Genomic DNA, 22,722 nt, shown 5'->3' on the forward strand with positions numbered 1-22,722 from the left:
CGCGTCGTCCGCCGCCGGTTCCGGTCCCCGCTCCCGCGTCTGCTCGCTCACCTGATCACCTTAGCCACCTGACAATTTGTCAGTCAGTGCTCGTGCACCGTGACCTGCTCCACAACGCTCGTGCCGCTGCCGGGGCGCGACTCCCACTCCCAGCTCTCCTCCAGGCGCACCTGGCCGTCCGGCAGCTCCACCACGGTCGACACGCAGTGCCCCGACGCCGTGCTGCCGTCGGTCCTGAGCTGCACGTACCGGAAGTCGAGCCGGTCCCCCGCGCGGGTACCCACCAGGTGGCCGCGGACGACGTCGCCGCCCGCGTAGTCGGCCCAGACGGCGCCGTCCCGCTCGTGGTACGTGAACCGGGTGCGGGTGCCCACCTGGCCGGGCGCCTGGTCGGCGACGGGGGCGAGGACGAGTCCGTGGAGTGAACGGGTCACGGGCGGAGGCTCCCTTACGAGTGCGAGGCGCTGCGGGCTAGGCTGGCCAACGTAAAGCACTCGCGGGAGCCCGGACGCACCGGGCTGAGAGGGAGGCTGGCGGCCTCCGACCGTACGAACCTGATCCGGGTCATGCCGGCGAAGGGAGGGGCTGGACGCCCATGCCGTCCTCAACACACAGCTCGTCACACACCGTGTCGTCACCCACCGTGTCCCGTAGGCCCGACGTCCTCGTGGTGGGCGGTGGCGTCATCGGTCTGGTCACCGCCTGGCGGGCCGCGCAGCGCGGGCTCGTCACCGCCCTCGTGGATCCCGAGCCGGGCGGCGGGGCGGCGCAGGTGGCGGCCGGGATGCTGGCCGCCGTCACGGAGCTGCACTACGGCGAGCAGACGCTGCTCTCGCTGAACCTCGCCTCGGCCCGCCGCTACCCGGAGTTCGCGGCCGAGCTGACCGACGTCACCGGTCATGACCTGGGCTACCGCCGCTGCGGCACCCTCGCCGTCGCGCTGGACGCCGACGACCGCGCCCACCTGCGCGAACTGCACGCCCTCCAGCAGCGCTCCGGCCTGGAGTCCGAGTGGCTGTCGGGACGTGAGTGCCGGCGCCTGGAGCCGATGCTCGCGCCGGGCGTGCGCGGGGGCCTGCGGGTGGACGGCGACCACCAGATCGACCCCCGGCGCCTCACCCACGCGCTCGTGGCCGCCTGTGAGCGGGCGGGCGTGGTCTTCCACCGGGTGTGGGCCGACCGGCTCATCGTCGGGCCCGGGGAGCGGGCCACCGGGGTCGCCACCGCCGACGGAACCGCGCTGGAGGCCGGGCAGGTGGTGCTGGCCGGGGGCAGCCTGAGCGGGCGGCTCGCGGGCGTACCGGACGCCGTGCTGCCGCCGGTACGGCCGGTGAAGGGGCAAGTGCTGCGGCTGACGATGCCGCGGACGCACGGGCCGCTGCTGAACCGCACCGTGCGCGCCGTGGTGCGCGGCAACCACGTCTACCTGGTGCCCCGGGAGAGCGGCGAGCTGGTCGTCGGCGCCACCAGCGAGGAGCTGGGCTGGGACACCACCGTGACCGCGGGGGGCGTCTACGAGCTGCTGCGCGACGCCCACGAGCTGGTCCCCGGCATCACGGAGCTGCCCCTGACGGAGACCCGCGCGGGCCTGCGCCCCACCTCCCCCGACAACGCCCCGCTGCTCGGACCGACCGGCCTCGACGGGCTGCTGCTGGCCACCGGGCACCACCGCAACGGCGTCCTGCTCACCCCCGTCACCGGCGACGCCATGGCGCACGCCCTGACCACCGGGGAGCTGCCGGACGAGGCCCGCCCCTTCACCCCCCGGCGCTTCGACGCCGCCCCCGCACTCTCGGAGCAGTCCGCATGAACATCTCCGTCAACGGCGAGCCGCGCGAGGTGGCTCCCGGTACCGCCCTGGACGCCCTGGTGGGCACGCTCACCACCGCGCCGTCCGGAGTGGCCGCCGCCCTGAACGAAACCGTGGTCCCGCGCGCGCGGTGGTCCGCCACCGCCCTGGCCGACGGCGACCGCGTCGAGGTCCTCACCGCTGTGCAAGGAGGCTGAACCATGGCCGACGATCCCTTTGTCCTCGACGGCACGTCGTACGCGTCCCGTCTGATCATGGGTACCGGCGGGGCGCCCAGCCTGGACGTGCTGGAGCGCGCGCTGGTGGCCTCCGGGACGGAGCTGACCACGGTCGCGATGCGGCGCGTGAACGCGTCGGTGCACGGGTCCGTGCTGTCGGTGCTGGAGAAGCTCGGCATCCGGGTGCTGCCCAACACGGCCGGCTGCTTCACCGCCGGGGAGGCGGTGCTCACCGCCCGGCTCGCACGCGAGGCGCTCGGCACGGACCTGGTCAAGCTGGAGGTCATCGCCGACGAGCGCACGCTGCTGCCGGACCCGATCGAGCTGCTGGAGGCGGCGGAGACGCTGGTCGACGACGGGTTCACGGTGCTGCCGTACACGAACGACGACCCCGTTCTCGCGCGGAAGCTGGAGGACGTGGGGTGTGCGGCGATCATGCCGCTGGGTTCGCCGATCGGGTCGGGGCTCGGGATCCGCAACCCGCACAACTTCGAGCTGATCGTGGAGCGCGCGGGGGTGCCGGTGATTCTGGACGCGGGGGCCGGTACGGCGTCGGACGTGGCGTTGGCGATGGAGCTGGGGTGTGCGGGTGTGATGCTCGCCTCCGCGGTGACGCGGGCGCAGGAGCCGGTGTTGATGGCTGCGGGGATGCGGGCCGCGGTGGAGGCGGGGCGGTTGGCCCGGCGGGCCGGGCGGATTCCTCGGCGGCACTTCGCGTCGGCGTCGTCTTCTGCGGAGGGGCTGGCTGAGCTTGATCCGGAGCGGCCTGCTTTTCAGTGACCCTGCGTTGTAGGACGTTTCCCACCCACGCACCACCCGTTTCCAGTCGGACAAGAGGCTGGGCTCTCCCGTGGGGGTGCGGCGCCGTCGGCGGCCGACCGTCGTGACCCGGTACGTGTCACGTGCGTCACAGGTGCGCTGCAGTACCGCCCCGGTGGCGGGCGGCGAGCGCGGGGTGTCGGTCGTGGCTCGTACACTCGCCTGCGTGGACACGACCCTTCAGGACCCTCTCGTCGGGCAGGTGCTCGACGGCCGGTACCGCGTCGAGGCGCGGATCGCGGTCGGCGGGATGGCCACGGTCTACCGGGCCGTGGACACCCGCCTGGACCGCGTGCTCGCGCTGAAGGTGATGCACCCGGCGCTCGCGACCGACGCCGGCTTCGTCGAGCGGTTCATCCGCGAGGCCAAGTCGGTGGCCCGCCTCGACCACCCCAATGTCGTCCAGGTCTTCGACCAGGGGGCCGACGGGGCGTACGTCTACCTGGCCATGGAGTACATCGCGGGCTGCACCGTGCGTGACGTGCTGCGCGAGCGCGGTGCGCTGCGGCCGCGGGCCGCGCTGGACATCCTGGAGCCGGTGCTGGCCGCCCTCGGCGCCGCGCACCGTGCGGGGTTCGTGCACCGGGACATGAAGCCGGAGAACGTGCTGATCGGGGACGACGGCCGGGTCAAGGTCGCCGACTTCGGCCTGGTCCGCTCCGTGGACACCGTCACCAGCACCACCGGCGCCGTCCTCGGCACCGTCTCCTACCTGGCGCCCGAGCAGGTCGAGCACGGCGCCGCCGACCCCAGGGTCGACGTGTACGCGTGCGGCGTGGTGCTCTACGAGATGCTGACCGGCGGCAAGCCGCACGAGGGGGACTCGGCCGCGGTGGTGCTCTACAAGCACCTCCACGAGGACGTGCCGCCGCCGTCCTCCGCCGTGCCGGGGATGGCGTACGAGCTGGATGAGCTGGTCGCCGCGGCCACCGCGCGCAACCCGGAGATCCGGCCGTACGACGCCGTGGCGCTGCTCGCGCGGGCCCGTGAGGCCCGCGCGGCGCTGACCGCCGAGCAGCTGGACGCGGTGCCGCCGCAGGCGCTCTCCACGGAGCACGACAATGCCGAGGACCGCACGAGTGTCATTCCGCGCTCGCTCACCGTGCCCCGGCCGCTGCCGGTCAACGAGGACGAGTACGGCGCCGCCGACGACGGAGTCCAGCACACCAGCCGGCTGGCGTCTCCCCCGCCGGACCCGCCCCGGCGCCGCCGGCCGGGGGTGCGGCGGGGCCCACTGACGATCGTGCTGGCCGTGCTGCTGGTGCTCGGCCTGGGCACCGGCGTCTGGTACATCAATTCCGGCCAGTTCACGAAGGTGCCGCCGCTGCTCTCGAAGACCGAGGCGGAGGCCCGCGACCGGCTGGAGGACACCGGGCTGGACGTCGGCAAGGTGCGGCACGCGCACAGCGACACCGTGGACCGCGGCAAGATCATCAGCACCGACCCCGGCGTGGGGTCCCGGATCCGCAAGAACGACTCCGTGTCCTTCACGGTCTCCGACGGCCCCGACACCGTGAAGCTGCCGGACCTGGAGGGCTACAAGCTGGACCGGGCCCGCACTCTGCTGAAGGACGAGGGGCTGGAGCCGGGCATGGTGACCCGCGCGTTCAGCGACGAGGTGCCCAAGGGCTTCGTGATCTCCACCAAGCCCGCGTCGGGCACCACCGTGCGCGGCGGCTCGGCGGTCGCGCTCGTGGTCAGCAAGGGCAGCCCGGTGGACGTCCCGGACGTCGCCGGCGTCGGCCTGGAGGACGCGCGGACGCAGCTGACCGAGGCCGGCCTCAAGGTGAAGGTCGACGAGACGCGGGTGAACTCCGAGTACGACAGCGGCCAGGTCGCCCGGCAGACCCCGGAGCCGGGCAGCCGCGCCGCCGAGGGCGACACCGTGACGCTCACGGTGTCCAAGGGCCCCCGGCAGATCGAGGTCCCGGACGTGGTCGGCGACAGCGTGGACGACGCCAAGCGGAAGCTGACGGAGGCCGGCTTCCAGGTGGACGAGGACCGCGGGCTGCTCGGGCTGTTCGGCGACACGGTGAAGAAGCAGTCCGTGGACGGCGGGGACACGGCGGCCGAGGGCTCCACCATCAGGATCACCATCCGATGACCGGGGGCAGGGGCGGGACGCCCGCGCTCCCCCGCAACCCGGTCGGCGGTCACGTCCCCGTGGCCGGCGGGCTGCACTCCGTGGGGCTGTCCTACGCCCGTGAGCTGAAGGCGGAGACCGTGCAGGTCTTCGTCGCCAACCCGCGCGGCTGGGCCACACCGGCCGGCAACCCGAAGCAGGACAAGGCGTTCCGGGAGACCTGCGCGGCCGAGTCGATCCCGGCGTACGTGCACGCCCCGTACCTGATCAACTTCGGCTCGCACACCGAGGCGACGGCGGAGCGGTCGGTGGAGTCCATGCGGCACTCGCTGCGGCGCGGTCGGGCCATCGGGGCGCTGGGCGTGGTCGTGCACACCGGCAGCGCGACCGGCGGACGGGACAGGTCGGTGGCGCTCAAGCAGGTGCGGGAGTACCTGCTGCCGCTGCTCGACGAGCTGACCCACGACGACGACCCGTTCCTCCTGCTGGAGTCGACCGCCGGGCAGGGCGCCTCGCTGTGCTCGCGGACCTGGGACTTCGGCCCGTACTTCGAGGCGCTGGACTCCCACCCGAAGCTGGGCGTGTGCCTGGACACCTGCCACGTCTTCGCGGCGGGGCACGACCTGACCGGCCCGTCCGGCATGCACCAGACCCTGGACCTGCTGGTGGACACGGTCGGCGCGGGCCGGCTGAAGCTGATCCACGCCAACGACTCCAAGGACGTGGCGGGCGCCCACAAGGACCGGCACGAGAACATCGGCGCCGGGCACATCGGCGAGGACCCGTTCCGGGCGCTGATGACCCACCCCGCGACCGAGGGCGTGCCGCTGATCATCGAGACGCCGGGCGGCAAGGAGGGGCACGCGGCGGACGTGGAGCGGCTGAAGAAGCTGCGCGACGGCTGATCCGCGTCCGCGTCCGGCAGCCCGCTCAGAGCTCGGGGCCGTCCCCGGGTTCCTCCTGGTAGGAGTAGCGCTGCTCGCGCCACGGGTCGCCGATGTTGTGGTAGCCGCGCTCCTCCCAGAAGCCGCGCCGGTCGGCTGTCATGTACTCGATGCCGCGGACCCACTTGGGGCCCTTCCAGGCGTACAGGTGGGGGACGATCAGCCGCAGCGGAAAGCCGTGCTCGGCGGTGAGCAGTTCGCCGTCCTTGTGGGTGGCGAAGAGGGCGCGCCCGTCGGCGAAGTCGGCCAGCCGGAGGTTGGAGCTGAAGCCGTACTCGGCCCAGACCATCACGTGGGTGACGGCCGGGGCGGGCGGCGCGAGCTCCAGGATCGTGGCGGCGGGCACCCCGCCCCACTCGGCGCCGAGCATGCTGAACTTCGTGACGCAGTGCAGGTCGGCGACGACCGTGGTGTACGGCAGGGCGGTGAACTCCTCATGGGTCCAGCCGCGCTTCTCACCGTCGGCGGTGGCACCGAAGACCCGGAACTCCCAGCGCTCGGGACGGAACTTGGGAACCGGTCCGTAGTGCGTGACCGGCCAGCCGCGCTGGAGGCGCTGTCCCGGTGGGAGCTCGAACGAGGACGCTCCTTCCGAACCGTCTTCCCCCGATTCGTTTCCCGCCGGCTGACCCATGTCTCCATCCTGACAGACCCGGACCGATGCCCTTGACCCACCCCACTTACATTCGGGCAAACAGAAAAAACATTAACAGAATCGACTAAGCCTGTACTTACTTACTAAGTCAACACTTACTGGACGATCTTCGATGCCGGTGCAATCATGCGGCGCAACAGGCCAGTTCCCGTTTTAAGGAGCGTCAAGCGATGCAGGGCGACCCCGAGGTCATCGAGTTCCTGAATGAGCAGCTGACCGCCGAGCTCACGGCGATCAACCAGTACTTCCTGCACGCGAAGCTGCAGGACCACAAGGGCTGGACCAAGCTCGCGAAGTACACGCGCGCGGAGTCCTTCGACGAGATGCGCCACGCGGAGGTGCTCACCGACCGCATCCTGCTCCTGGACGGCCTGCCGAACTACCAGCGGCTGTTCCACGTGCGGGTCGGCCAGAGCGTGACCGAGATGTTCCAGGCCGACCGGGAGGTCGAGATCGAGGCGATCGACCGGCTGCGCCGGGGCATCGAGGTGATGCGGGCCAAGCACGACATCACGTCGGCCAACGTGTTCGAGGCGATCCTCGCCGACGAGGAGCACCACATCGACTACCTGGAGACCCAGCTCGACCTGATCGAGAAGCTGGGCGAGTCGCTGTACCTGTCGACGGTGATCGAGCAGTCCCAGCCGGACGCCTAGAGCCGGCCCTAGGCGGCTTCCGGAAGCTCCGCGAGTGCCGGTTCGCCCTGGTCGGCCAGGCTCCGGCGGGGGCAGGCACCGCGGCCGAGCAGCGCCTGGATGCGCCGTACGCAGCCGCCGCAGTCGGTGCCGGCCTTGCAGGCGGACGCGATCTGCCGGGGCGTGCACGCACCGGCGTCCGCGTGGCTCTTCACCTGTTCCTCGGTGACACCGAAGCAGCTGCAGACGAACACGCGGTTCACCTCCCGGGCGGGGTACAAGGTCGTGCCGTACCGACGACCGGAGGGCCCGACTGATCGGTGAGGCAAACCTAACCTTACCCATCAGGCCAGGTCGGCAAAAGTGGAGGGGGCGCGGATCCCATGTGACCCGCGCCCCATTCCACCGCCCGTAAGGGGCGCAGCCTCACTGGTCCCGGTACATCTCCGCCACCAGGAACGCCAGGTCGAGCGACTGGCTGCGGTTGAGCCGGGGGTCGCAGGCCGTCTCGTAGCGCTGGTGCAGGTCGTCGACGAAGATCTCGTCGCCGCCGCCCACGCACTCGGTGACGTCGTCGCCGGTCAGCTCCACGTGGATGCCGCCCGGGTGGGTGCCGAGCGCCTTGTGGACCTCGAAGAAGCCCTTGACCTCGTCGAGCACGTCGTCGAAGCGGCGGGTCTTGTGTCCGGAGGCCGCCTCGTAGGTGTTGCCGTGCATCGGGTCGGTGATCCAGGCGACGGTCGCGCCGGAGGCGGTGACCTTCTCCACCAGCTCGGGGAGCCGGTCGCGGATCTTGTCGGCGCCCATGCGGACGATGAAGGTCAGCCGGCCCGGCTCACGCTCCGGGTCGAGCCGCTCGATGTACTGGAGCGCCTCCTCGGCCGTCGTCGTGGGACCGAGCTTGATGCCGATCGGGTTGCGGATCCGCGAGGCGAACTCGATGTGCGCGTGGTCCATCTGCCGGGTGCGCTCGCCGATCCACACCATGTGCCCGGAGACGTCGTACAGCTGCCCCGTGCGGGAGTCGACGCGGGTGAGGGCCGACTCGTAGTCGAGCAGCAGCGCCTCGTGCGAGGAGAAGAACTCGACGGTCTTGAACTCCTCCGGGTCGGTGCCGCAGGCCCGCATGAAGTTCAGCGCGTTGTCGATCTCCCGGGCCAGCTGCTCGTAGCGCTGCCCGGACGGGGAGGACTTCACGAAGTCCTGGTTCCAGGCGTGCACCTGGCGCAGGTCGGCGTAGCCGCCGGTGGTGAAGGCGCGCACCAGGTTCAGCGTGGAGGCCGAGGCGTGGTACATGCGCTTGAGCCGCTCGGGGTCCGGGATCCGGGCCTCTTCGGTGAAGTCGAAGCCGTTGACCGAGTCGCCGCGGTAGGTCGGCAGGGTCACGCCGTCGCGGGTCTCGGTCGGCTTGGAGCGCGGCTTGGAGTACTGGCCGGCGATCCGGCCGACCTTCACCACGGGCACGGACGCGGCGTACGTGAGCACGGCGCCCATCTGGAGCAGTGTCTTCAGCTTGTTGCGGATGTGGTCCGCGGACACGCCGTCGAAGGCCTCGGCGCAGTCGCCGCCCTGGAGGAGGAACGCCTCTCCCTTGGCGACGGCCGCCATCCGGGCGCGCAGCTGGTCGCACTCGCCCGCGAAGACGAGCGGCGGATACGACTCGAGGTCCGCGATCACTGCGCGCAGAGCCTCGGTGTCGGGGTACTCGGGCTGCTGCGCCGCGGGCAGGTCTCGCCAGGTGTTGCCAGCGCTCGGGCTGGTCTTAGCGTTCACGGTCACGGCGTCAAGACTACGGGGTCGAAGGGCGCCCCCGGCCCCATGCCCAGGAAGTGAGACACGCTGCACGCTCCGCGGACACCGGGTCATGGGGTACTCTTCCGCCCATGTTCGCGCACTCGACCCAGAACTGGTGGTGGACCGCTCATCCGGCGGCCCGCTGACTGCGCGTGACGTAAGACTTCGCGAAGGCCGCCCGAGGGGCGGCCTTCGGTGTTTCCGCGACCGGGGTCCGTTCCTCTCTCTCCGACGAACCGAGAAGGACACGGACTCATGACACCGCTCGACGGCCTCCTGGCCGACTCCCGCCCGTTCGCCCTGCTCCGCCGCCGCGCCCCGGGCCACGATCACGACACCGTGGAACTGCTGCTCGGCCCGGTGACCGAGCACGACAGACTCGCCGACCTGCCCGACGAGGGGCTGGCGCTCGTCCCGTTCCGGCAGATCCGCGAGCGCGGCTTCGACGTCCGCGACGACGGCACACCGCTGCTGGTGCTGACCCCCGAGGAGCGGTACGACATCCCGCTCGCCGAGGCCCTGGACCGGCTCCCCGCGCACGAGGTCCGCGTCGAGGGCGGCGGTTTCGACGTCGGCGACGAGGAGTACGCGGAGATCGTCGGGCGGGTGCTGGAGGAGGAGATCGGGGCCGGCGAGGGCGCCAACTTCGTGATCCGGCGGACGTACGGGGGCCGTGTCGCGGGGTTCGGGCGGGCCGACGCGCTGGCGCTGTTCCGGCGGCTGCTGGAGGGTGAGCGGGGCGCGTACTGGACGTTCGTCGTGCACACCGGGGACCGGACGCTGGTCGGGGCCAGCCCCGAGGTGCACGTGCGGATGTCCGGCGGCACGGTGGTCATGAACCCGATCAGCGGGACGTACCGCTACCCCGCCGAGGGACCGACACCCGAGCACCTGCTCCGCTTCCTCGCCGACGGCAAGGAGATCGAGGAGCTGTCGATGGTCGTCGACGAGGAGCTGAAGATGATGTGCACCGTCGGCGACATGGGCGGTGTGGTCGTGGGGCCGCGGCTGAAGGAGATGGCGCACCTCGCGCACACCGAGTACGAGCTGCGCGGCCGTTCCTCGCTGGACGCGCGGGAGGTGCTGAAGGAGACGATGTTCGCGGCGACGGTCACCGGCTCGCCGGTGCAGAACGCGTGCCGGGTCATCGAGCGGCACGAGGTCGGCGGGCGCGGCTACTACGCGGGGGCGCTGGCGCTGCTGGGGCGGGATTCCGGCGGCGCCCAGACCCTCGACTCCCCCATCCTCATCCGTACCGCCGACATCGACGCCGACGGACGGCTGCGGGTGCCGGTCGGCGCCACGCTGGTGCGCGGCTCGGACCCGGCGGGTGAGGTCGCGGAGACCCACGCCAAGGCGGCCGGGGTACTGGCGGCGCTGGGCGTACGCCCGTCCCGGCCGCGTGCGGAGGCGGACCGGCCGAGGCTGGCCGACGACCCCCGGGTGCGGGCGGCGCTGGACGGGCGCCGGGCCTCGCTGGCCCCGTTCTGGCTGCGGATGCAGGAACCGTCCGACGCGCTCACCGGGCACGCCCTGGTCGTCGACGGCGAGGACACCTTCACGGCGATGCTCGCGCACGTGCTGCGCTCGTCGGGGCTCGCGGTGAGCGTGCGGCGGTACGACGAACCGGGCCTGCGCGAGGCGGTGCTCGGGCACGAGGGGCCGGTGGTCCTGGGGCCAGGCCCCGGTGACCCGTCGGACCCCGGCGACCCGAAGATGCGCTTCCTGCGCGGCCTGGCCGCCGAGGTGATCCGGGACCACCGGCACGGTGTCCTCGGGGTCTGCCTCGGGCACGAGCTGATCGCGGCGGAGCTGGGTCTCGGCATCGTCCGCAAGGAGGTGCCGTACCAGGGGGCGCAGACGGAGATCGACCTGTTCGGGCGGCGCGAGACGGTGGGCTTCTACAACAGCTTCACCGCGCACTGCGACGACGGGACGGCCGCCGAGCTTGCCGCGCACGGCATCGAGGTGAGCCGCGCCGCGAACGGCGAGGTGCACGCGCTGCGGGGGCCGGGCTTCGCGGGTGTGCAGTTCCACCCGGAGTCGGTGCTGACGCTGAACGGCGCCGCGATCGTGCGGGAGCTGGCCGGTCAGCTGCGCGGCACCAGCACGTTCTCCGAGCGGCGGCCCTCCCGGTAGTCGAGGACGTTGCGCGCCGTCGCGTCGACGATCTGGCCGACGGCGTCCTCGGTGTAGTACGCCTGGTGCGAGGTCACCAGGACGTTCGGGAAGGTGACGAGGCGGGCCAGGGTGTCGTCCTCGACGGGTTCCAGCGACTTGTCGAGGAAGAACAGGCCCGCCTCCGCCTCGTAGACGTCCAGGCCCACGCCCGCGAAGCGGCCCGCGCGCAGCTCGCCGACGAGCGCGGCGGTGTCGATCAGGCCGCCGCGGCTGGAGTTGACCAGGATGGCGTCGTCGCGCATCGCCTTGAGGGCGGCCGCGTCGATCAGGTGCCGGGTCTCGGCCATCAGCGGGACGTGCAGGGTGATCAGGTCGGACCGGGCGAGCAGCTCGTCCTTCGGGACGTAGCGCATGCCGAGTTCCGCGCAGGCGGGGTTCTCGGCGACGTCCCAGCCGAGCAGGCGCATGCCGAAGCCGTGGGCGATCCGGGCGAAGGCCTCGCCGATCTTGCCGGTGCCGACGACGCCGGCGGTGCGGCCGTGCATGTCCCGGCCCATCAGGCCGTGCAGGCGGAAGTCGAAGTCGCGGGTGCGGTTGGAGGCGCGGACGATGCGGCGGTTGACGGCCATGGCCAGCGCCCAGGCGAATTCGGCGACCGAGTACGGCGAGTAGTACGACACCCTCGCCACGGTCAGGCCGAGCCGCTCGGCGGTGTCCAGGTCGATGTTGTTGAAGCCGGTGGAGCGCTGGGCCACCATCCGGGTGCCGCCGGCCGCGAGGATCTCCAGGACGCCCTCGCCGAGGTCGGCGTTGACGGACGTCGAGATGATCTCGTGGCCGGCCGCGATGGGGGCGGTGTCCTCGTTGAGGAAGACGTCCAGGCAGCGGACCTCCTCGGCGTCGCGGAAGGCCCGCTCGATCAGGGGCTGCTCGTCGGCCTGGACGCCGAAGGCCAGGATCTCCATGACCGCTCCCCTTCCGGTGGGCTCCGGGCCGAATATACGACTTGCCGCCCGGAGCCGCCGGTCAGCCCGTCAGCCAAAGAAGACGCCCACCTCCTCGTACAGCTTCGGGTCGACCGTCTTCAGGCGGACCGTGGCGTCGGCGATCGGGACGCGGACGATGTCCGTGCCGCGCAGGGCGACCATCTTGCCGAAGTCGCCGTCGCGCACGCAGTCGATGGCGTGCAGGCCGAAGCGGGTGGCGAGCCAGCGGTCGAAGGCGCTGGGCGTGCCGCCGCGCTGGACGTGGCCGAGGACGGTGGTGCGGGCCTCCTTGCCGGTGCGCTTCTCGATCTGCTTGGCCAGCCACTCGCCGACCCCGGAGAGCCGGACGTGGCCGTAGGAGTCGAGCGACTCGTCCTTGAGCACCATGTCGCCGTCGCGCGGCATCGCGCCCTCGGCGACGACCACGATCGGGGCGTAGGACGCCCGGAACCGGGAGGTCACCCAGGTGCACACCTGCTCGACGTCGAAGCGCTGCTCGGGGATGAGGATGGCGTTGGCGCCGCCGGCCAGGCCCGAGTGCAGGGCGATCCAGCCGGCGTGCCGGCCCATGACCTCGACGACGAGGACGCGCATGTGGGACTCGGCGGTGGTGTGCAGCCGGTCGATGGCCTCCGTGGCGATGCCGACCGCGGTGTCGAAGCCGAAGGTGTAGTCGGTGGCGGACAGGTCGTTGTCGATGGTCTTGGGGACGCCGACGCAGGGCACGCCGTACTCGTCGGCGAGCCGGGTGGCGACGCCGAGGGTGTCCTCGCCGCCGATGGTGATGAGCGCGCCGACGTCGAGCTTGGCCAGGTTCTCCTTGATGCGCCGGATGCCCTGCTCCTGCTGGAGCGGATTGGTGCGCGAGGAGCCGAGGATGGTGCCGCCGCGGGGCAGGATGCCGCGGACGGCCGGGATGTCGAGGCGGACGGTGTCGCCCTCCAGGGGGCCGCGCCAGCCGTCCCGGAAGCCGGTGAACTCGTAGCCGTACTCCTGGACTCCCTTGCGGACGATGGCCCTGATGACGGCGTTGAGCCCGGGGCAGTCGCCGCCTCCGGTCAGTACTCCGACCTTCATCGCACAACCCCTTTGGGAGGGTGAGTGGTTGGGGCCACTGTCCCGCGTGGGGTCAGGCGTCGTCCAGACCGCGTTCTATCGCGTACCGCACCAGCTCGACCCTGTTGTGCAGCTGGAGCTTGCCCAGGGTGTTCTGGACGTGGTTCTGCACGGTGCGGTGGGAGATCACGAGGCGCTCGGCGATCTGCTTGTAGCTCAGGCCCTTGGCGACCAGGCGCAGCACCTCCGTCTCCCGGTCGGTGAGCCGGGGCGCCCCGGGTTCGTCGGTGCCCGCGGCGGGGGCGGGTTCGGAGGCGAGGCGGCGGTACTCGCCGAGGACCAGGCCGGCCAGGCCCGGCGTGAACACCGGGTCGCCGACGGCCGTACGGCGCACCGCGTCCTGCAACTCCTCGGTGGACGCCGACTTCAGCAGGTAGCCGGTCGCGCCGGACTTCACCGCCTCCAGCACGTCGGCGTGCTCCCCGCTCGCCGAGAGGACGAGGACGCGCAGCTTCGGGTCGGCGCCGACGACCTCCTTGCAGACCTGGACGCCGGGCTTGCCGGGCAGGTTGAGGTCGAGGACGAGGACCTCGGGCGCCGTGGCCCGGGCGCGGCGCACCGCCTGGTCGCCGTCGCCCGCGGTGGCGACCACGTCGAAGCCGGACTCGGCGAGGTCCCGGGCGACCGCGTCGCGCCACATCGGGTGGTCGTCGACCACCATGACCTTGATCGGTTCCCGTCGTTCACTCATGGTCCGCTGCCTTCCCCCGGGCGGCGCTGCCGCCGGTTTCCTTCGGTGCCCTCAGTTCGACCTCCGTGCCCTGGCCGGGCACGGAGATCAGTTCGGCCGTGCCGCCGAGATCGCGCAGCCGGCCCCGGATCGACAGGGCCACGCCGAGCCGCCCCTCGCCCTCGGCCTCGGCTAGCCGCCCGTCCGGGATGCCCGGTCCCTCGTCGCGGACGGTGACGATCACCTCGTCGGGCTCGTCCTCGACCAGGATCCAGGCCCGCGCCCGCTCACCGACGTGCACGCGTACGTTGTCCAGGGCCGCCCCCACGGCCGCCGCCAGCTCCCGCGCCGCGGCCGGGGCCAGCGGGACCGGCGCGCCCGGCTCGGCGAGGTGCACGAGGGAGCCGGCGTACGGGGCGAGCAGGGCCCGCAGATCGACGGGGCCGTCCGGGTCCTCCGGTTCCGGTTCCTCCACCGCTCGGACGACCGCGCCCTCGGCGGTGTCCTCGGAGACGCGGGAGACCGGCACCAGGCCGCCGGAGACCAGGGTGCGCAGCGCCACCTCCTGCTCACCGGCCATCCGGCCCAGCTCGGCCGCCTCGCCGCCGATGACGGCGCCGCGCCGCTGCACCATGGCCAGCACCTGGAGGACGCTGTCGTGGATGTCCCGGGCGAGCCGTTCCCGTTCCCTGGTGGCCGCCTCGATCTCCAGGGCGCGGGCGAGGGTGCGCTCGGAGGCGCGGGCGACCTCGACGACGTAGCCGATGGCGATGGAGGCGACCCAGACGAGGATCACGTTGTGCACGGTGTCGCGGGCCGGGGAGCCGCGTTCGACCAGGTTGGCGACGGCGACCAGGGTGGAGGCGACGGCCGCCCAGCGCCAGCCGCCCTTGATGGCGAAGGCCAGGACGGAGCCGGCGGTCCATATCGACGGCAGGGTGGGGCCGCCGTCCATGACCCGCTCGTGGGCGTCGGCGAAGGGCGTGAGCAGGATGCCGGTGACCGCGATGGTGAGGTCGGCGGCGAGGAAGCGCTTGGTGCAGCTCGCGGCGCCCGCGACCTTCGGCAGGGTGGCCAGGGTCCAGACGAACAGGAGGGCGTAGTAGGCGACGGCGAGCCAGGGGCGGGTGAAGCCGGAGTAGGCGGTGGCGAAGAAGCCGATCGCGTACAGCATGGTCAGCACGCGGTAGCCGGCGAGCGCGCGCCACAGCGGCTGCTCGACCGACATCCGCATGACTCTCTCGCGCCTGGCCATGTCCCCCCTCCCCGGGATACCGGTCTCCCGGGCTAGGACCCGGTCGGGTCCTTCTCCGCGGTCTCGGCCTTCTCGGCCTTCTCAGCTCTATCGGCCTTCTCCGCCTGGGCGAGTGCGGCCTTCGCCGCCTTGCCCGCCTCCTTCTCGGCCTTGGCCGCGTCCGCGATCTGCCGCTTCATCGCGGTCGCGTACATGTCGACGTACTCCTGGCCGGAGAGCTTCATGATCTCGTACATGACCTCGTCGGTCACCGCGCGGAGCACGAAGCGGTCGTGCTCCATGCCCTGGTAGCGGGAGAAGTCCAGGGGCCGGCCGACGCGGATGCCGGGCCGCATCAGCTTCGGCATCACCTGGCCGGGCGGCTGGATCTTCTCGGTGTCGATCATGGCGACCGGGATCACGGGCGCGCCGGTGGCCAGCGCGACGCGCGCGAGTCCGCCCGGCTTGCCCCGGTAGAGGCGGCCGTCGGGCGAGCGCGTGCCCTCGGGGTAGATGCCGAACAGCTCACCGCGCTCCAGGACCTCTATGCCGCTCTTGACAGCGGCCTCGCCGGCGCCGCGCGCGCCGGAGCGGTCCACCGGGAGCTGGCCGACGCCCTTGAAGAACGCGGCGGTGAGCCGTCCCTTGACGCCGGGGGTGTTGAAGTACTCGGCCTTGGCGATGAAGGTCACCTTGCGGTCGAGGACGGCGGGCAGGAAGAACGAGTCGGAGAACGACAGGTGGTTGCTCGCCAGAATGGCGGGGCCGTCGGCCGGGATGTGCTCCAGGCCCTCCACCCAGGGCCGGAAGGCGAGCTTCAGCGAACCCCCGACGGTGACCTTCATCGCGCCGTACAACAACCGATTGCCTCCTGTGTCTGTGGGTCAGACCCTATCCCGGGGCACCGTCAATGGCCCCGACGGCCCTGGTCGGTGTCAGTGCGGTCGCGTACGGTGAAGTACCCGCAAGTATCTGACGACAGGAGACCGAGACGTGTCGGTCCTGCCCGGAGCCGAGCCGTTCCGCCACGAGGGCGGGGAGACCGGCGTCCTCCTCTGTCACGGCTTCACCGGTTCCCCGCAGTCGCTGCGCCCCTGGGCGCGGTATCTCGCCGCCCGCGACCTGACCGTCGCGCTGCCCCTGCTGCCCGGCCACGGCACGCGCTGGCAGGACATGCAGGTCACCGGCTGGCAGGACTGGTACGCGGAGGTGGACCGCGAGCTGCGCGCCCTGCGCGAGCGCTGCGCGCGGGTCTTCGTGGCCGGTCTGTCGATGGGCGGCGCGCTGGCGCTGCGGCTCGCCGCCAAGCACGGGGACGCGGTCTCCGGCGTCGTGGTCGTCAATCCGGCGAACCGGATGCACGGCGTGGCCCAGCACGCCCTGCCGGTCGTGCGCCATCTGCTGCCGGCGACGAAGGGCATCGCCAGCGACATCGCCAAGCCGCTCGGCTCGGAGCTGGGGTACGACAGGGTGCCGCTGCACGCGGCGCACTCGCTGCGCTCCTACTTCCGTCTCGCCGACGGCGACCTGCCGCAGGTGACGCAGCCGCTGCTGTTGCTGCGCAGCCCGCAGGACCACGTGGTGCCGCCGGCCGACTCGGCACGGATCCTCGGCCGGGTGTCGTCCACGGACGTGACGGAGGTCCTGCTGGAACAGAGCTACCACGTGGCGACGTTGGACCACGATGCGGACCGGATCTTCGCGGAGAGCGTCGCGTTCATCGGCCGGCTCGCGCCCGGTTCCGTCAGGGAGCCGGAGCCCGGTCTCGGCAAGGAAGGGACGGCCGCAGGTGGCTGAGCACGACTCCGACCGCGAGGACCGCGAGGAGCGGGAGCGGGAGCACCCCGAGGGGCGGGAGCGCGCGGCGGACCGCGAGCCCGAGGAGCAGGGCGGCGTGCCCCTCGACGAGGACGCCGCCTGGGCCGCGATCGTCGCCGGGTACGGGGACGAGCCGCCGGACCCGCCGGGTGCGAAGCCGTTCAAGTCGGTCGAGGACCTGGCGCTCCTGGAGCCCGAGACGAACGACGAGAAGCCCGCGCCGGACCAGTCGTCCTCGGCCCGGCCGCTGGGCAGCTCCGTCGCGTTCGCGCCCGGCGTCGGTCCCCGCGACCACACGCCGGCCGAGCCGTCCGACGACGATCTCGACGAGGACGACGAGGGCCACTTCGTGCCGCCCGAGCCGCCGCCGCTGCCCGAGGCGGACCCCACCGCGAAGTTCGCCTGGCTGGGCGTGCTCGGCGGGCCCGTGCTGCTCCTGCTGGCGGTGCTGTTCGGCTGGGACATGACCTGGTGGCTGACGACCCTCAGCATCGGCGGTTTCCTCGGCGGCTTCGCCACGCTGGTCATGCGGATGCGGACGGACGACGAGGACGACGACGATCCGGGGCGGGGCGCGGTGGTCTAGCCGCCGCTCGGGCAGTGCCCGGGCTCAGGGCGTCGCGGGGACGCGGAGGGCGGTCAGGACCGGGAGGTGGTCCGTGGCCGCCCTCAGGTCCGCCTCGGCCACCCCGGCGAGTCCCAGCGGCACCCCGCAGCCCAGTACCTCGACGCCCTCGGTGACGAAGACGGCGTCGATGCGGCGGTCGGGTGCCGTGGGTGTGAACGTGTACTCGGCGCCCCAGGGCGCGGCGGTCCAGCAGTCCCGCAGCCCGTCGCCGAGGCGCCGGAAGGTGCGGCCGCCGGGGCGCTCGTTGAGGTCGCCGCCCGCGACCGCGTGCGGGACGTCCAGGGCGGCCAGCCGGTCGAGGAGCAGGCCCGCCTGCTCGTGGCGCTCCTCCGCCTCCAGGGACAGGTGGCAGCTCAGGACGCCGAGGCGGGCGCCGCCGAACCGGACCACGGCGGTGGCGAGGCCGCGCCGGTGCCGGCCGGGGGTGAGCGGGAGCAGTACGTCCTCGGTGCGCTCGACGGTGGCCCGCAGGGAGCACAGCAGCGCGGGGCCGGCGGCGGGGGCGCCGCCGGAGAGCAGCACCAGGCCGGAAGCGTCGGCGAGCCGGGTGAGCTTCTTGCGCCACCGGAAGAAGCGGGGGGCCTCCTGGAGGAGGACGAGGTCGGGGGCGCAGGCGGTGATGACGCGGGCGAGGGCGTCGGTGTCGTCGCGCATCGAGCGGATGTTGTAGCTGAGGACGCGGATGACGGTGGAACCGTCGGGTTCGGTACGGGAGTTGGGGAGCGGGGGGAGGGATGTTGCCATGCGGGTCAATTTACGCCGCGGGCGGGGGTGGGGGCGCCTGACAGCTCGGGGCGCGGGGTTTGTGGGCGACTGCCGGTTCGTTGTGGCTGGTCGCGCAGTTCCCCGCGCCCCTTTGGGGCTTACATGATCGGGTCGGGTTCCCGGGCCAGGTCGGCTGCGCCGACCAGGCCCGCCTTGTTGCCGAGTTGTGCGGCGACCACGTCGGCTACCGGGCGCCAGTTGCCGCCGACCAGCCAGCGCTTGTAGGACTTGCGGATCGGGTCGAGGACCAGGTCGCCCTCGTCGGAGAGGCCGCCGCCGACGATGAAGGCGGACGGGTCGAAGAGGGAGGCCAGGTCGGCGAGGCCGGCGCCGGCCCAGCGGGCCAGTTCCCGGTAGGAGTCGACGGCGACCGGGCAGCCCTGGCGGGCGGCCACGGAGATGTGCTTGCCCTCGATGCCCTCGGGGGTGCCGTCGCCGAGCGCGAGCAGCACCTCGGCGCGCTCGGGGGTGGCGTTGGCGCGCTGCTTGGCGTACCTCACCAGGGCCCGCCCGGAGGCGTACTGCTCCCAGCAGCCCTGCGAGCCGCAGCCGCACAGCAGTCCGTCCGGCACCATGCGGATGTGGCCGAACTCGGCGGCCACGCCGAAGTGACCGCGGCGCAGCTTGTTGCCGATGATGATGCCGCCGCCGAGGCCGGTGCCGAGGGTGATGCAGATGACGTTGCGGTGGCCCTTGCCACCACCGAACTTGTACTCGCCCCAGGCGGCCGCGTTGGCGTCGTTCTCCACGACGACCGGGAGGCCGACGCGGGCCTCGACCTTCTCCTTGAGCGGTTCCTGGCGCCAGTCGATGTTGGGCGCGAAGTAGACCGTGGAGCGCTGGCGGTTGACGTATCCGGCGGCGCCGATGCCCACTCCGACGATCTCGTGCCCCACGCGTGCGCCCTCCACCGCGGAGGCGATGGCGTCCACGATGGCCTCGGGTGTGCTGGGGGTCGGCACCTTGTGGGTCGAGAGGATGTTGCCTTCCTCGTCGACCACGCCGGCCGCGATCTTCGTGCCGCCGATGTCGACGCCGATGGTGAGTCCCATGAATCCCTCAGTTCGGTCGAGCCCCGCTATGGGCAACCGTACCCGAGGCGGGGCTCAGTCCAGGTCGATGCGCTGGCCCGGGCCGGTGCCCTCGTCGCCGTCGTCGCCGTCGCCGTCCCGGCGTTCGGCCTGGTCGCGGGGGTCGCGCGGGTCCTTGGCCGCGGCACTGCCGGTGGTCCAGCGGCGTTCCTGGTCCTGGACGGCGGAGCGGTAGGCGGCGAGGAGTTCGCCGCCGGCGGCCGCGAGGTGGTCGAAGACGTCCGGGTTGCGCTCGATGACCGGTTCGACGGCGGCCTTGGCCTGCTGGACGACCTGCCGGAACACCTGCTGGGCGGCGGGTCCGGCGACCTGGCCGAGCAGCGGGGACTGGAGGCCGGACAGCTTGTCCGCCACGGTGTCGACGAGCCGGCGCAGCTCCTCGGCGGCCGAGCCGGGCGGTACCCCGTACTCGGCACGGCGGCGGGCCTTCTCCGACTCCAGGTCCTCGGCGCACGCCGTCGCCCAGGCGTCGGCGTCGCTCGGTCGCGTGGCGTCTACCCCGTCGGCCTCGTCGGGGCGGGGGGCCTCGGACGGGGGGAGCTGATCGCTCATGACGGACTCCTGACTACGTTTCGTCCTTACGACGTTACCCGAACGGACTCGGGCCCCGTGGCGGGATCAGCGCCCCCGCGGCCACAGCTGCGGATCCGGCGCGAACCGGACGGCGAGCGTGCCCTCCCGCAGCGCGGCCCCGTCGACGGTGCAGCGGCGCAGCGCGGACGGCAGCGGAACGATCCGGCGGAACGGCCCGGCGGCGACGACCAGTTCGTCCCCGCGGCGGACCAGGTCGAGCTCCTCGCGAACGGCGCCGGGCAGCGGGATGCGCCAGACCAGGACGCCGTCCTCGGCCAGCCGGTCGGTGACGGGCCACTCGACCGGGGCTACGGCCGGTTCGACGCCCGGCGCACCGAGCGCGGCGAGGTCGTCGGTGCCGTGCGGATCGCGACCGAGGTGAGCGAGCGCGCGGACGTCGTACGTGCCCCGCCACTCCTCCAGCGTCTTGCGCTGCTGGGCGAGGGGGCCGGTGAGCCAGCTGTCGGCCGGGACCTCCTCGGGCAGGACGCGGTTGGCGACCAGCAGGTCGGTGCGCAGGCCGCGCAGGGCGAGGCCGAGGACGGTGGCGCGGATCGCGTCGGCGCCCGCCGGGCCGGGTTCGGCGACCAGCCGTACGACGGTGTTCCGGTCGGCGACGACGGCTTCGGCGGCGGCGAGTTCCAGGTCCCAGCGGGCCGCGGCCTCGTACAGCGCCTCGGCGGGCATGGGGACGCCCGCGAGCCTGCCGAGGACGGGGCGCAGGGCTCGGGCCGCCTGCCGCTCGGGGGGCAGCAGCCGGCGCAGGCAGCGGCGCAGTTCCTCGGGGGCGGCGAGCAGGGCGAGGGCGCGCGGGGCGGGCGGGAGGTCGACGACGAGGAGGTCGTGCCGCTCGGCGAGGGCGGCGTCGCGCAGGGCGCGCAGCAGGGCGAGTTCGTCGGCGCCGGGGAGGGGGGTGAGTTCCTCGGGGTCGAGGCGGGCGGCGCCGAGGAGGTCGAGGGCGGAGGAGGCGCGGTCCTGGAGCGCGGCGAGGCCGTCCCGGAACCCCTGGGCGGCGTCCGGCCGCCAGGCGGTGAGGTGGGGTTCGACGGACGTCGGCGCCGGGCCGGTGCGCACCCCGAGCGCGGCGCCGAGGGTGTCGTCGCGATCGGTGCCGAGCAGCAGGGTGCGGGTGCCCTGCCGGGCGGCGGCGAGCGCGGTGGCGGCCGCGACGGTGGTACGGCCGCTGCCGCCGGGGCCTGTGATCAGGATGGTGCGCATGAGGCTGAACGGTACCTTCGCGGTCCGGCCTCGGGCCGCGTGACGCCGGGGTGGTTCGCGATTGCCCGCAGCTCTGCCGACGGCTACTTCGCCGGGGTTTCCACTCGCTTCTTCAGGCCCGCCAGCGCGCGGTCGATGATGACCTTCTCCGCCTTGCGCTTGATCATGCCGAGCATGGGGATCTTGACGTCGACGGTGAGCCGGTAGGTGACCTCCGTGCCCGTGCCCGCCGGGCGGAGCAGGTAGGAGCCGTCGAGCGAGCGCAGCATCTGCGACTTCACCAGCGTCCAGGACACCTCGTGCTCGCCGGTCCAGGTGTACGCCAGCGTCTGGTCGTCCTTGATCGCACCGGCGTCCATGACGAGCCGGACCTGTTCGGCGCGCCCCTGGGCGTCGCTGGCGAGGACCTCGGCCTCCTTCACCTCGCCGGTCCAGTCCGGGTAGCGGGCGAAGTCCGCGATCACCGACATGACGTCGGCGGGTGCCGCCTCGATGGTGATGCTCGAGCTGGTGTGTTCCGCCATCGCCGTGGCTCCTCCGGATGCAGGCCGGTACAGGTGTCGTCCGCGTGAAGGCTATCGCGCACGGGCGCCGCGGCGGTCACCACCTGCCTGTGCGGCTCCGGTCGGAAAAATCACCACTCCAGCACCCACGGCCGCCCGGTCGACGCGAAGTGGCCGACGTTCACGCACTCGGTGGCGCCGATGCGCATGCGGCGGGCCAGCGGCTGGTGCACGTGCCCGAACAGCGCGTACCGGGGCCGGGTCCGCCGGATCGCGTCCAGCAGCGCCCGGCTGCCCCGTTCGAAGCGCCGCGCCACCGTGTCGTAGACCAGGTCCGGCACCTGCGGCGGGATGTGGGTGCACAGCACGTCCACCTCGCCGACGGCCTCGATCTTCGCGGCGTACTCCTCGTCGCTGATCTCGTACGGCGTGCGCATCGGGCTGCGCAGGCCGCCGCCGACGAAGCCGAAGACCCGGCCGCCGATCTCCACCCGCTCCCCGTCGAGCACGGTCGTGCCGGGGCGGGCGTACTCGGGCCACAGCGGCGGCACGTCGACGTTGCCGTAGGTGGCGTACGTCGGGGTGGGGAAGGCGGCGAACAGCTCGGCGTACTGCTTGCGCACCGCACCCTCGATCAGCTTCGCCCGGTCCTCGCCGACGCCCGCCCACAGCCCCGCCCCGAACTCCCGCGCCTCGGCGAAGCGGCGGGCGGTGCGCAGCTCGACGATGCGGTCGGCGTTCGCGACGCCGAACAGCTCGGGGAAGATGCCGCGCGAGTGGTCGGCGTAGTCGAGGAAGAGGACCAGGTCGCCGAGGCAGATCAGGGCGTCAGCGCCCTCGCCGGCCCTGGCCAGGTCGCGGGCGTTGCCGTGCACGTCGCTGACCACGTGGACGCGCGTGCTCGTGTTACGGGCCGGTGTGGGTGCCATGGTGATCAAGCGTAAGCAGCGCGCGCCTCTTGTGAACAGTGGCGGTCGGACCTGCGGTTACTGGCTGGTCGGTTGATCCGTCGACTACTGTGCGCAAAGGAAACCCCATCCG

At 72.5% G+C, this 22,722-nt stretch carries 25 protein-coding genes and 1 riboswitch; of the genes, 10 read left to right on the forward strand and 15 right to left on the reverse strand.

Annotated elements, in window-relative coordinates; genetic code table 11:
• Positions 1–83: 83 nt before the first annotated feature.
• The gene (locus ACFC1X_RS23360; protein WP_376356549.1) at positions 84–434 is read right to left on the reverse strand and encodes a hypothetical protein; all 351 of its coding nucleotides are present in this window, start codon (positions 432–434) and stop codon (positions 84–86) included.
• A gap of 52 nt (positions 435–486) precedes the next feature.
• Positions 487–598, forward strand: a riboswitch (TPP riboswitch).
• On the opposite strand from ACFC1X_RS23360, the gene thiO reads away from it, so the two are divergent.
• The 5 genes from thiO to ACFC1X_RS23385 all read left to right on the forward strand — a co-directional run bounded on the left by thiO (position 596) and on the right by ACFC1X_RS23385 (position 5,835).
• A complete protein-coding gene (gene thiO, locus ACFC1X_RS23365; protein WP_376356551.1) occupies positions 596–1,810 on the forward strand; it encodes a glycine oxidase ThiO in 1,215 nt (404 codons plus the stop codon). It overlaps the preceding riboswitch by 3 nt.
• Positions 1,807–2,007 (forward strand): sulfur carrier protein ThiS, encoded by a 201-nt coding sequence (gene thiS / locus ACFC1X_RS23370; protein ID WP_122614953.1) that lies wholly within the window; start codon positions 1,807–1,809, stop codon positions 2,005–2,007. Before thiO ends, thiS begins: the two co-directional genes overlap by 4 nt.
• A 3-nt stretch (positions 2,008–2,010) precedes the next feature.
• Positions 2,011–2,808, forward strand: coding sequence for a thiazole synthase (locus ACFC1X_RS23375; protein ID WP_376356554.1), 798 nt, complete (start codon positions 2,011–2,013; stop codon positions 2,806–2,808).
• 205 nt (positions 2,809–3,013) lie between these two features.
• Complete coding sequence (pknB, locus tag ACFC1X_RS23380; RefSeq protein WP_376356556.1) at positions 3,014–4,951, forward strand: Stk1 family PASTA domain-containing Ser/Thr kinase; 1,938 nt, start codon at positions 3,014–3,016, stop codon at positions 4,949–4,951.
• Entirely contained in the window at positions 4,948–5,835 is an 888-nt protein-coding gene (locus ACFC1X_RS23385) for a deoxyribonuclease IV (RefSeq protein WP_376356558.1), read from the forward strand. The genes pknB and ACFC1X_RS23385 overlap by 4 nt, the downstream gene beginning before the upstream one ends.
• A 25-nt stretch (positions 5,836–5,860) precedes the next feature.
• Here ACFC1X_RS23385 and ACFC1X_RS23390 read toward each other — a convergent pair whose 3' ends face one another.
• Entirely contained in the window at positions 5,861–6,508 is a 648-nt protein-coding gene (locus tag ACFC1X_RS23390; protein ID WP_376356560.1) for a sulfite oxidase-like oxidoreductase, read from the reverse strand.
• A 191-nt stretch (positions 6,509–6,699) separates the two neighbouring features.
• On the opposite strand from ACFC1X_RS23390, the gene bfr reads away from it, so the two are divergent.
• On the forward strand, positions 6,700–7,185 hold the full coding sequence (gene bfr, locus ACFC1X_RS23395; RefSeq protein ID WP_376356562.1) for a bacterioferritin: 486 nt from the start codon (positions 6,700–6,702) through the stop codon (positions 7,183–7,185).
• A gap of 8 nt (positions 7,186–7,193) precedes the next feature.
• Here bfr and ACFC1X_RS23400 read toward each other — a convergent pair whose 3' ends face one another.
• On the reverse strand, positions 7,194–7,427 hold the full coding sequence (locus ACFC1X_RS23400) for a bacterioferritin-associated ferredoxin (protein WP_307017845.1): 234 nt from the start codon (positions 7,425–7,427) through the stop codon (positions 7,194–7,196).
• 163 nt (positions 7,428–7,590) lie between these two features.
• Positions 7,591–8,943, reverse strand: a complete 1,353-nt coding sequence (locus ACFC1X_RS23405) for a class II 3-deoxy-7-phosphoheptulonate synthase (protein WP_376356564.1) — start codon at positions 8,941–8,943, stop codon at positions 7,591–7,593.
• A 104-nt stretch (positions 8,944–9,047) separates the two neighbouring features.
• Here ACFC1X_RS23405 and ACFC1X_RS23410 point away from each other — a divergent pair, with 104 nt between their 5' ends.
• Positions 9,048–9,104, forward strand: coding sequence for a trp operon leader peptide (locus ACFC1X_RS23410; RefSeq protein WP_078516689.1), 57 nt, complete (start codon positions 9,048–9,050; stop codon positions 9,102–9,104).
• A 109-nt stretch (positions 9,105–9,213) separates the two neighbouring features.
• Positions 9,214–11,097, forward strand: a complete 1,884-nt coding sequence (locus tag ACFC1X_RS23415; RefSeq protein ID WP_376356566.1) for an anthranilate synthase family protein — start codon at positions 9,214–9,216, stop codon at positions 11,095–11,097.
• Here the strand turns inward: ACFC1X_RS23415 and ACFC1X_RS23420 are convergent.
• The 5 genes from ACFC1X_RS23420 to ACFC1X_RS23440 form a co-directional block, all read right to left on the reverse strand.
• Positions 11,049–12,044 (reverse strand): 2-hydroxyacid dehydrogenase, encoded by a 996-nt coding sequence (locus ACFC1X_RS23420; protein ID WP_376356568.1) that lies wholly within the window; start codon positions 12,042–12,044, stop codon positions 11,049–11,051. The genes ACFC1X_RS23415 and ACFC1X_RS23420 overlap by 49 nt on opposite strands.
• A 69-nt stretch (positions 12,045–12,113) precedes the next feature.
• The gene (locus ACFC1X_RS23425) at positions 12,114–13,142 is read right to left on the reverse strand and encodes a 6-phosphofructokinase (RefSeq protein WP_376356570.1); all 1,029 of its coding nucleotides are present in this window, start codon (positions 13,140–13,142) and stop codon (positions 12,114–12,116) included.
• Between the two features lie 52 nt (positions 13,143–13,194).
• Positions 13,195–13,872 (reverse strand): response regulator, encoded by a 678-nt coding sequence (locus ACFC1X_RS23430; RefSeq protein WP_376356572.1) that lies wholly within the window; start codon positions 13,870–13,872, stop codon positions 13,195–13,197.
• On the reverse strand, positions 13,865–15,106 hold the full coding sequence (macS, locus tag ACFC1X_RS23435) for a MacS family sensor histidine kinase (protein WP_376356574.1): 1,242 nt from the start codon (positions 15,104–15,106) through the stop codon (positions 13,865–13,867). The genes ACFC1X_RS23430 and macS overlap by 8 nt, the downstream gene beginning before the upstream one ends.
• A gap of 32 nt (positions 15,107–15,138) precedes the next feature.
• Positions 15,139–15,930, reverse strand: coding sequence for a lysophospholipid acyltransferase family protein (locus ACFC1X_RS23440; RefSeq protein ID WP_376356641.1), 792 nt, complete (start codon positions 15,928–15,930; stop codon positions 15,139–15,141).
• Between the two features lie 148 nt (positions 15,931–16,078).
• Between ACFC1X_RS23440 and ACFC1X_RS23445 the strand changes: the two genes are divergently transcribed.
• Complete coding sequence (locus tag ACFC1X_RS23445; protein WP_376356576.1) at positions 16,079–16,882, forward strand: alpha/beta hydrolase; 804 nt, start codon at positions 16,079–16,081, stop codon at positions 16,880–16,882.
• On the forward strand, positions 16,875–17,489 hold the full coding sequence (locus ACFC1X_RS23450; RefSeq protein WP_376356578.1) for a hypothetical protein: 615 nt from the start codon (positions 16,875–16,877) through the stop codon (positions 17,487–17,489). Before ACFC1X_RS23445 ends, ACFC1X_RS23450 begins: the two co-directional genes overlap by 8 nt.
• A 24-nt stretch (positions 17,490–17,513) precedes the next feature.
• Here the strand turns inward: ACFC1X_RS23450 and ACFC1X_RS23455 are convergent, their stop codons facing one another.
• The 6 genes from ACFC1X_RS23455 to ACFC1X_RS23480 all read right to left on the reverse strand — a co-directional run bounded on the left by ACFC1X_RS23455 (position 17,514) and on the right by ACFC1X_RS23480 (position 22,610).
• Positions 17,514–18,275, reverse strand: a complete 762-nt coding sequence (locus ACFC1X_RS23455) for an endonuclease/exonuclease/phosphatase family protein (RefSeq protein WP_376356580.1) — start codon at positions 18,273–18,275, stop codon at positions 17,514–17,516.
• Between the two features lie 119 nt (positions 18,276–18,394).
• Positions 18,395–19,348: an ROK family glucokinase gene (locus ACFC1X_RS23460; protein WP_122614970.1), complete on the reverse strand. Its 954-nt coding sequence runs from the start codon at positions 19,346–19,348 to the stop codon at positions 18,395–18,397.
• A 54-nt stretch (positions 19,349–19,402) separates the two neighbouring features.
• On the reverse strand, positions 19,403–19,939 hold the full coding sequence (locus ACFC1X_RS23465; RefSeq protein ID WP_376356582.1) for a DUF5304 domain-containing protein: 537 nt from the start codon (positions 19,937–19,939) through the stop codon (positions 19,403–19,405).
• Between the two features lie 66 nt (positions 19,940–20,005).
• Positions 20,006–21,178 carry an ArsA family ATPase gene (locus ACFC1X_RS23470; protein WP_376356584.1) on the reverse strand — a complete coding sequence of 391 codons (1,173 nt, stop codon included), beginning with the start codon at positions 21,176–21,178 and terminating at the stop codon, positions 20,006–20,008.
• Positions 21,179–21,261: 83 nt separating this feature from the next.
• Entirely contained in the window at positions 21,262–21,702 is a 441-nt protein-coding gene (locus ACFC1X_RS23475) for an SRPBCC family protein (protein ID WP_122614973.1), read from the reverse strand.
• Between the two features lie 110 nt (positions 21,703–21,812).
• Positions 21,813–22,610 carry a metallophosphoesterase gene (locus tag ACFC1X_RS23480; RefSeq protein ID WP_376356586.1) on the reverse strand — a complete coding sequence of 266 codons (798 nt, stop codon included), beginning with the start codon at positions 22,608–22,610 and terminating at the stop codon, positions 21,813–21,815.
• Positions 22,611–22,722 lie beyond the last annotated feature (112 nt).

This window comes from Streptomyces sp. NPDC056128, from assembly GCF_042263835.1.
Lineage (GTDB): Bacteria > Actinomycetota > Actinomycetes > Streptomycetales > Streptomycetaceae > Streptomyces.

Excerpts from the sequence above, each read along its gene's own strand:
- ACFC1X_RS23470 (WP_376356584.1), bottom strand. The coding sequence starts at position 21,178 with ATGCGCACCATCCTGATCACAGGCCCCGGCGGCAGCGGCCGTACCACC.
- macS (WP_376356574.1), bottom strand. The coding sequence starts at position 15,106 with ATGGCCAGGCGCGAGAGAGTCATGCGGATGTCGGTCGAGCAGCCGCTG.
- ACFC1X_RS23375 (WP_376356554.1), top strand. The coding sequence starts at position 2,011 with ATGGCCGACGATCCCTTTGTCCTCGACGGCACGTCGTACGCGTCCCGT.
- ACFC1X_RS23430 (WP_376356572.1), bottom strand. The coding sequence starts at position 13,872 with ATGAGTGAACGACGGGAACCGATCAAGGTCATGGTGGTCGACGACCAC.
- ACFC1X_RS23420 (WP_376356568.1), bottom strand. The coding sequence starts at position 12,044 with ATGGAGATCCTGGCCTTCGGCGTCCAGGCCGACGAGCAGCCCCTGATC.
- ACFC1X_RS23480 (WP_376356586.1), bottom strand. The coding sequence starts at position 22,610 with ATGGCACCCACACCGGCCCGTAACACGAGCACGCGCGTCCACGTGGTC.
- ACFC1X_RS23385 (WP_376356558.1), top strand. The coding sequence starts at position 4,948 with ATGACCGGGGGCAGGGGCGGGACGCCCGCGCTCCCCCGCAACCCGGTC.
- bfr (WP_376356562.1), top strand. The coding sequence starts at position 6,700 with ATGCAGGGCGACCCCGAGGTCATCGAGTTCCTGAATGAGCAGCTGACC.
- ACFC1X_RS23455 (WP_376356580.1), bottom strand. The coding sequence starts at position 18,275 with ATGGCAACATCCCTCCCCCCGCTCCCCAACTCCCGTACCGAACCCGAC.
- ACFC1X_RS23425 (WP_376356570.1), bottom strand. The coding sequence starts at position 13,142 with ATGAAGGTCGGAGTACTGACCGGAGGCGGCGACTGCCCCGGGCTCAAC.
- thiS (WP_122614953.1), top strand. The coding sequence starts at position 1,807 with ATGAACATCTCCGTCAACGGCGAGCCGCGCGAGGTGGCTCCCGGTACC.
- ACFC1X_RS23390 (WP_376356560.1), bottom strand. The coding sequence starts at position 6,508 with ATGGGTCAGCCGGCGGGAAACGAATCGGGGGAAGACGGTTCGGAAGGA.
- ACFC1X_RS23475 (WP_122614973.1), bottom strand. The coding sequence starts at position 21,702 with ATGGCGGAACACACCAGCTCGAGCATCACCATCGAGGCGGCACCCGCC.
- ACFC1X_RS23415 (WP_376356566.1), top strand. The coding sequence starts at position 9,214 with ATGACACCGCTCGACGGCCTCCTGGCCGACTCCCGCCCGTTCGCCCTG.
- ACFC1X_RS23460 (WP_122614970.1), bottom strand. The coding sequence starts at position 19,348 with ATGGGACTCACCATCGGCGTCGACATCGGCGGCACGAAGATCGCGGCC.
- thiO (WP_376356551.1), top strand. The coding sequence starts at position 596 with ATGCCGTCCTCAACACACAGCTCGTCACACACCGTGTCGTCACCCACC.
- ACFC1X_RS23440 (WP_376356641.1), bottom strand. The coding sequence starts at position 15,930 with ATGAAGGTCACCGTCGGGGGTTCGCTGAAGCTCGCCTTCCGGCCCTGG.
- ACFC1X_RS23465 (WP_376356582.1), bottom strand. The coding sequence starts at position 19,939 with ATGAGCGATCAGCTCCCCCCGTCCGAGGCCCCCCGCCCCGACGAGGCC.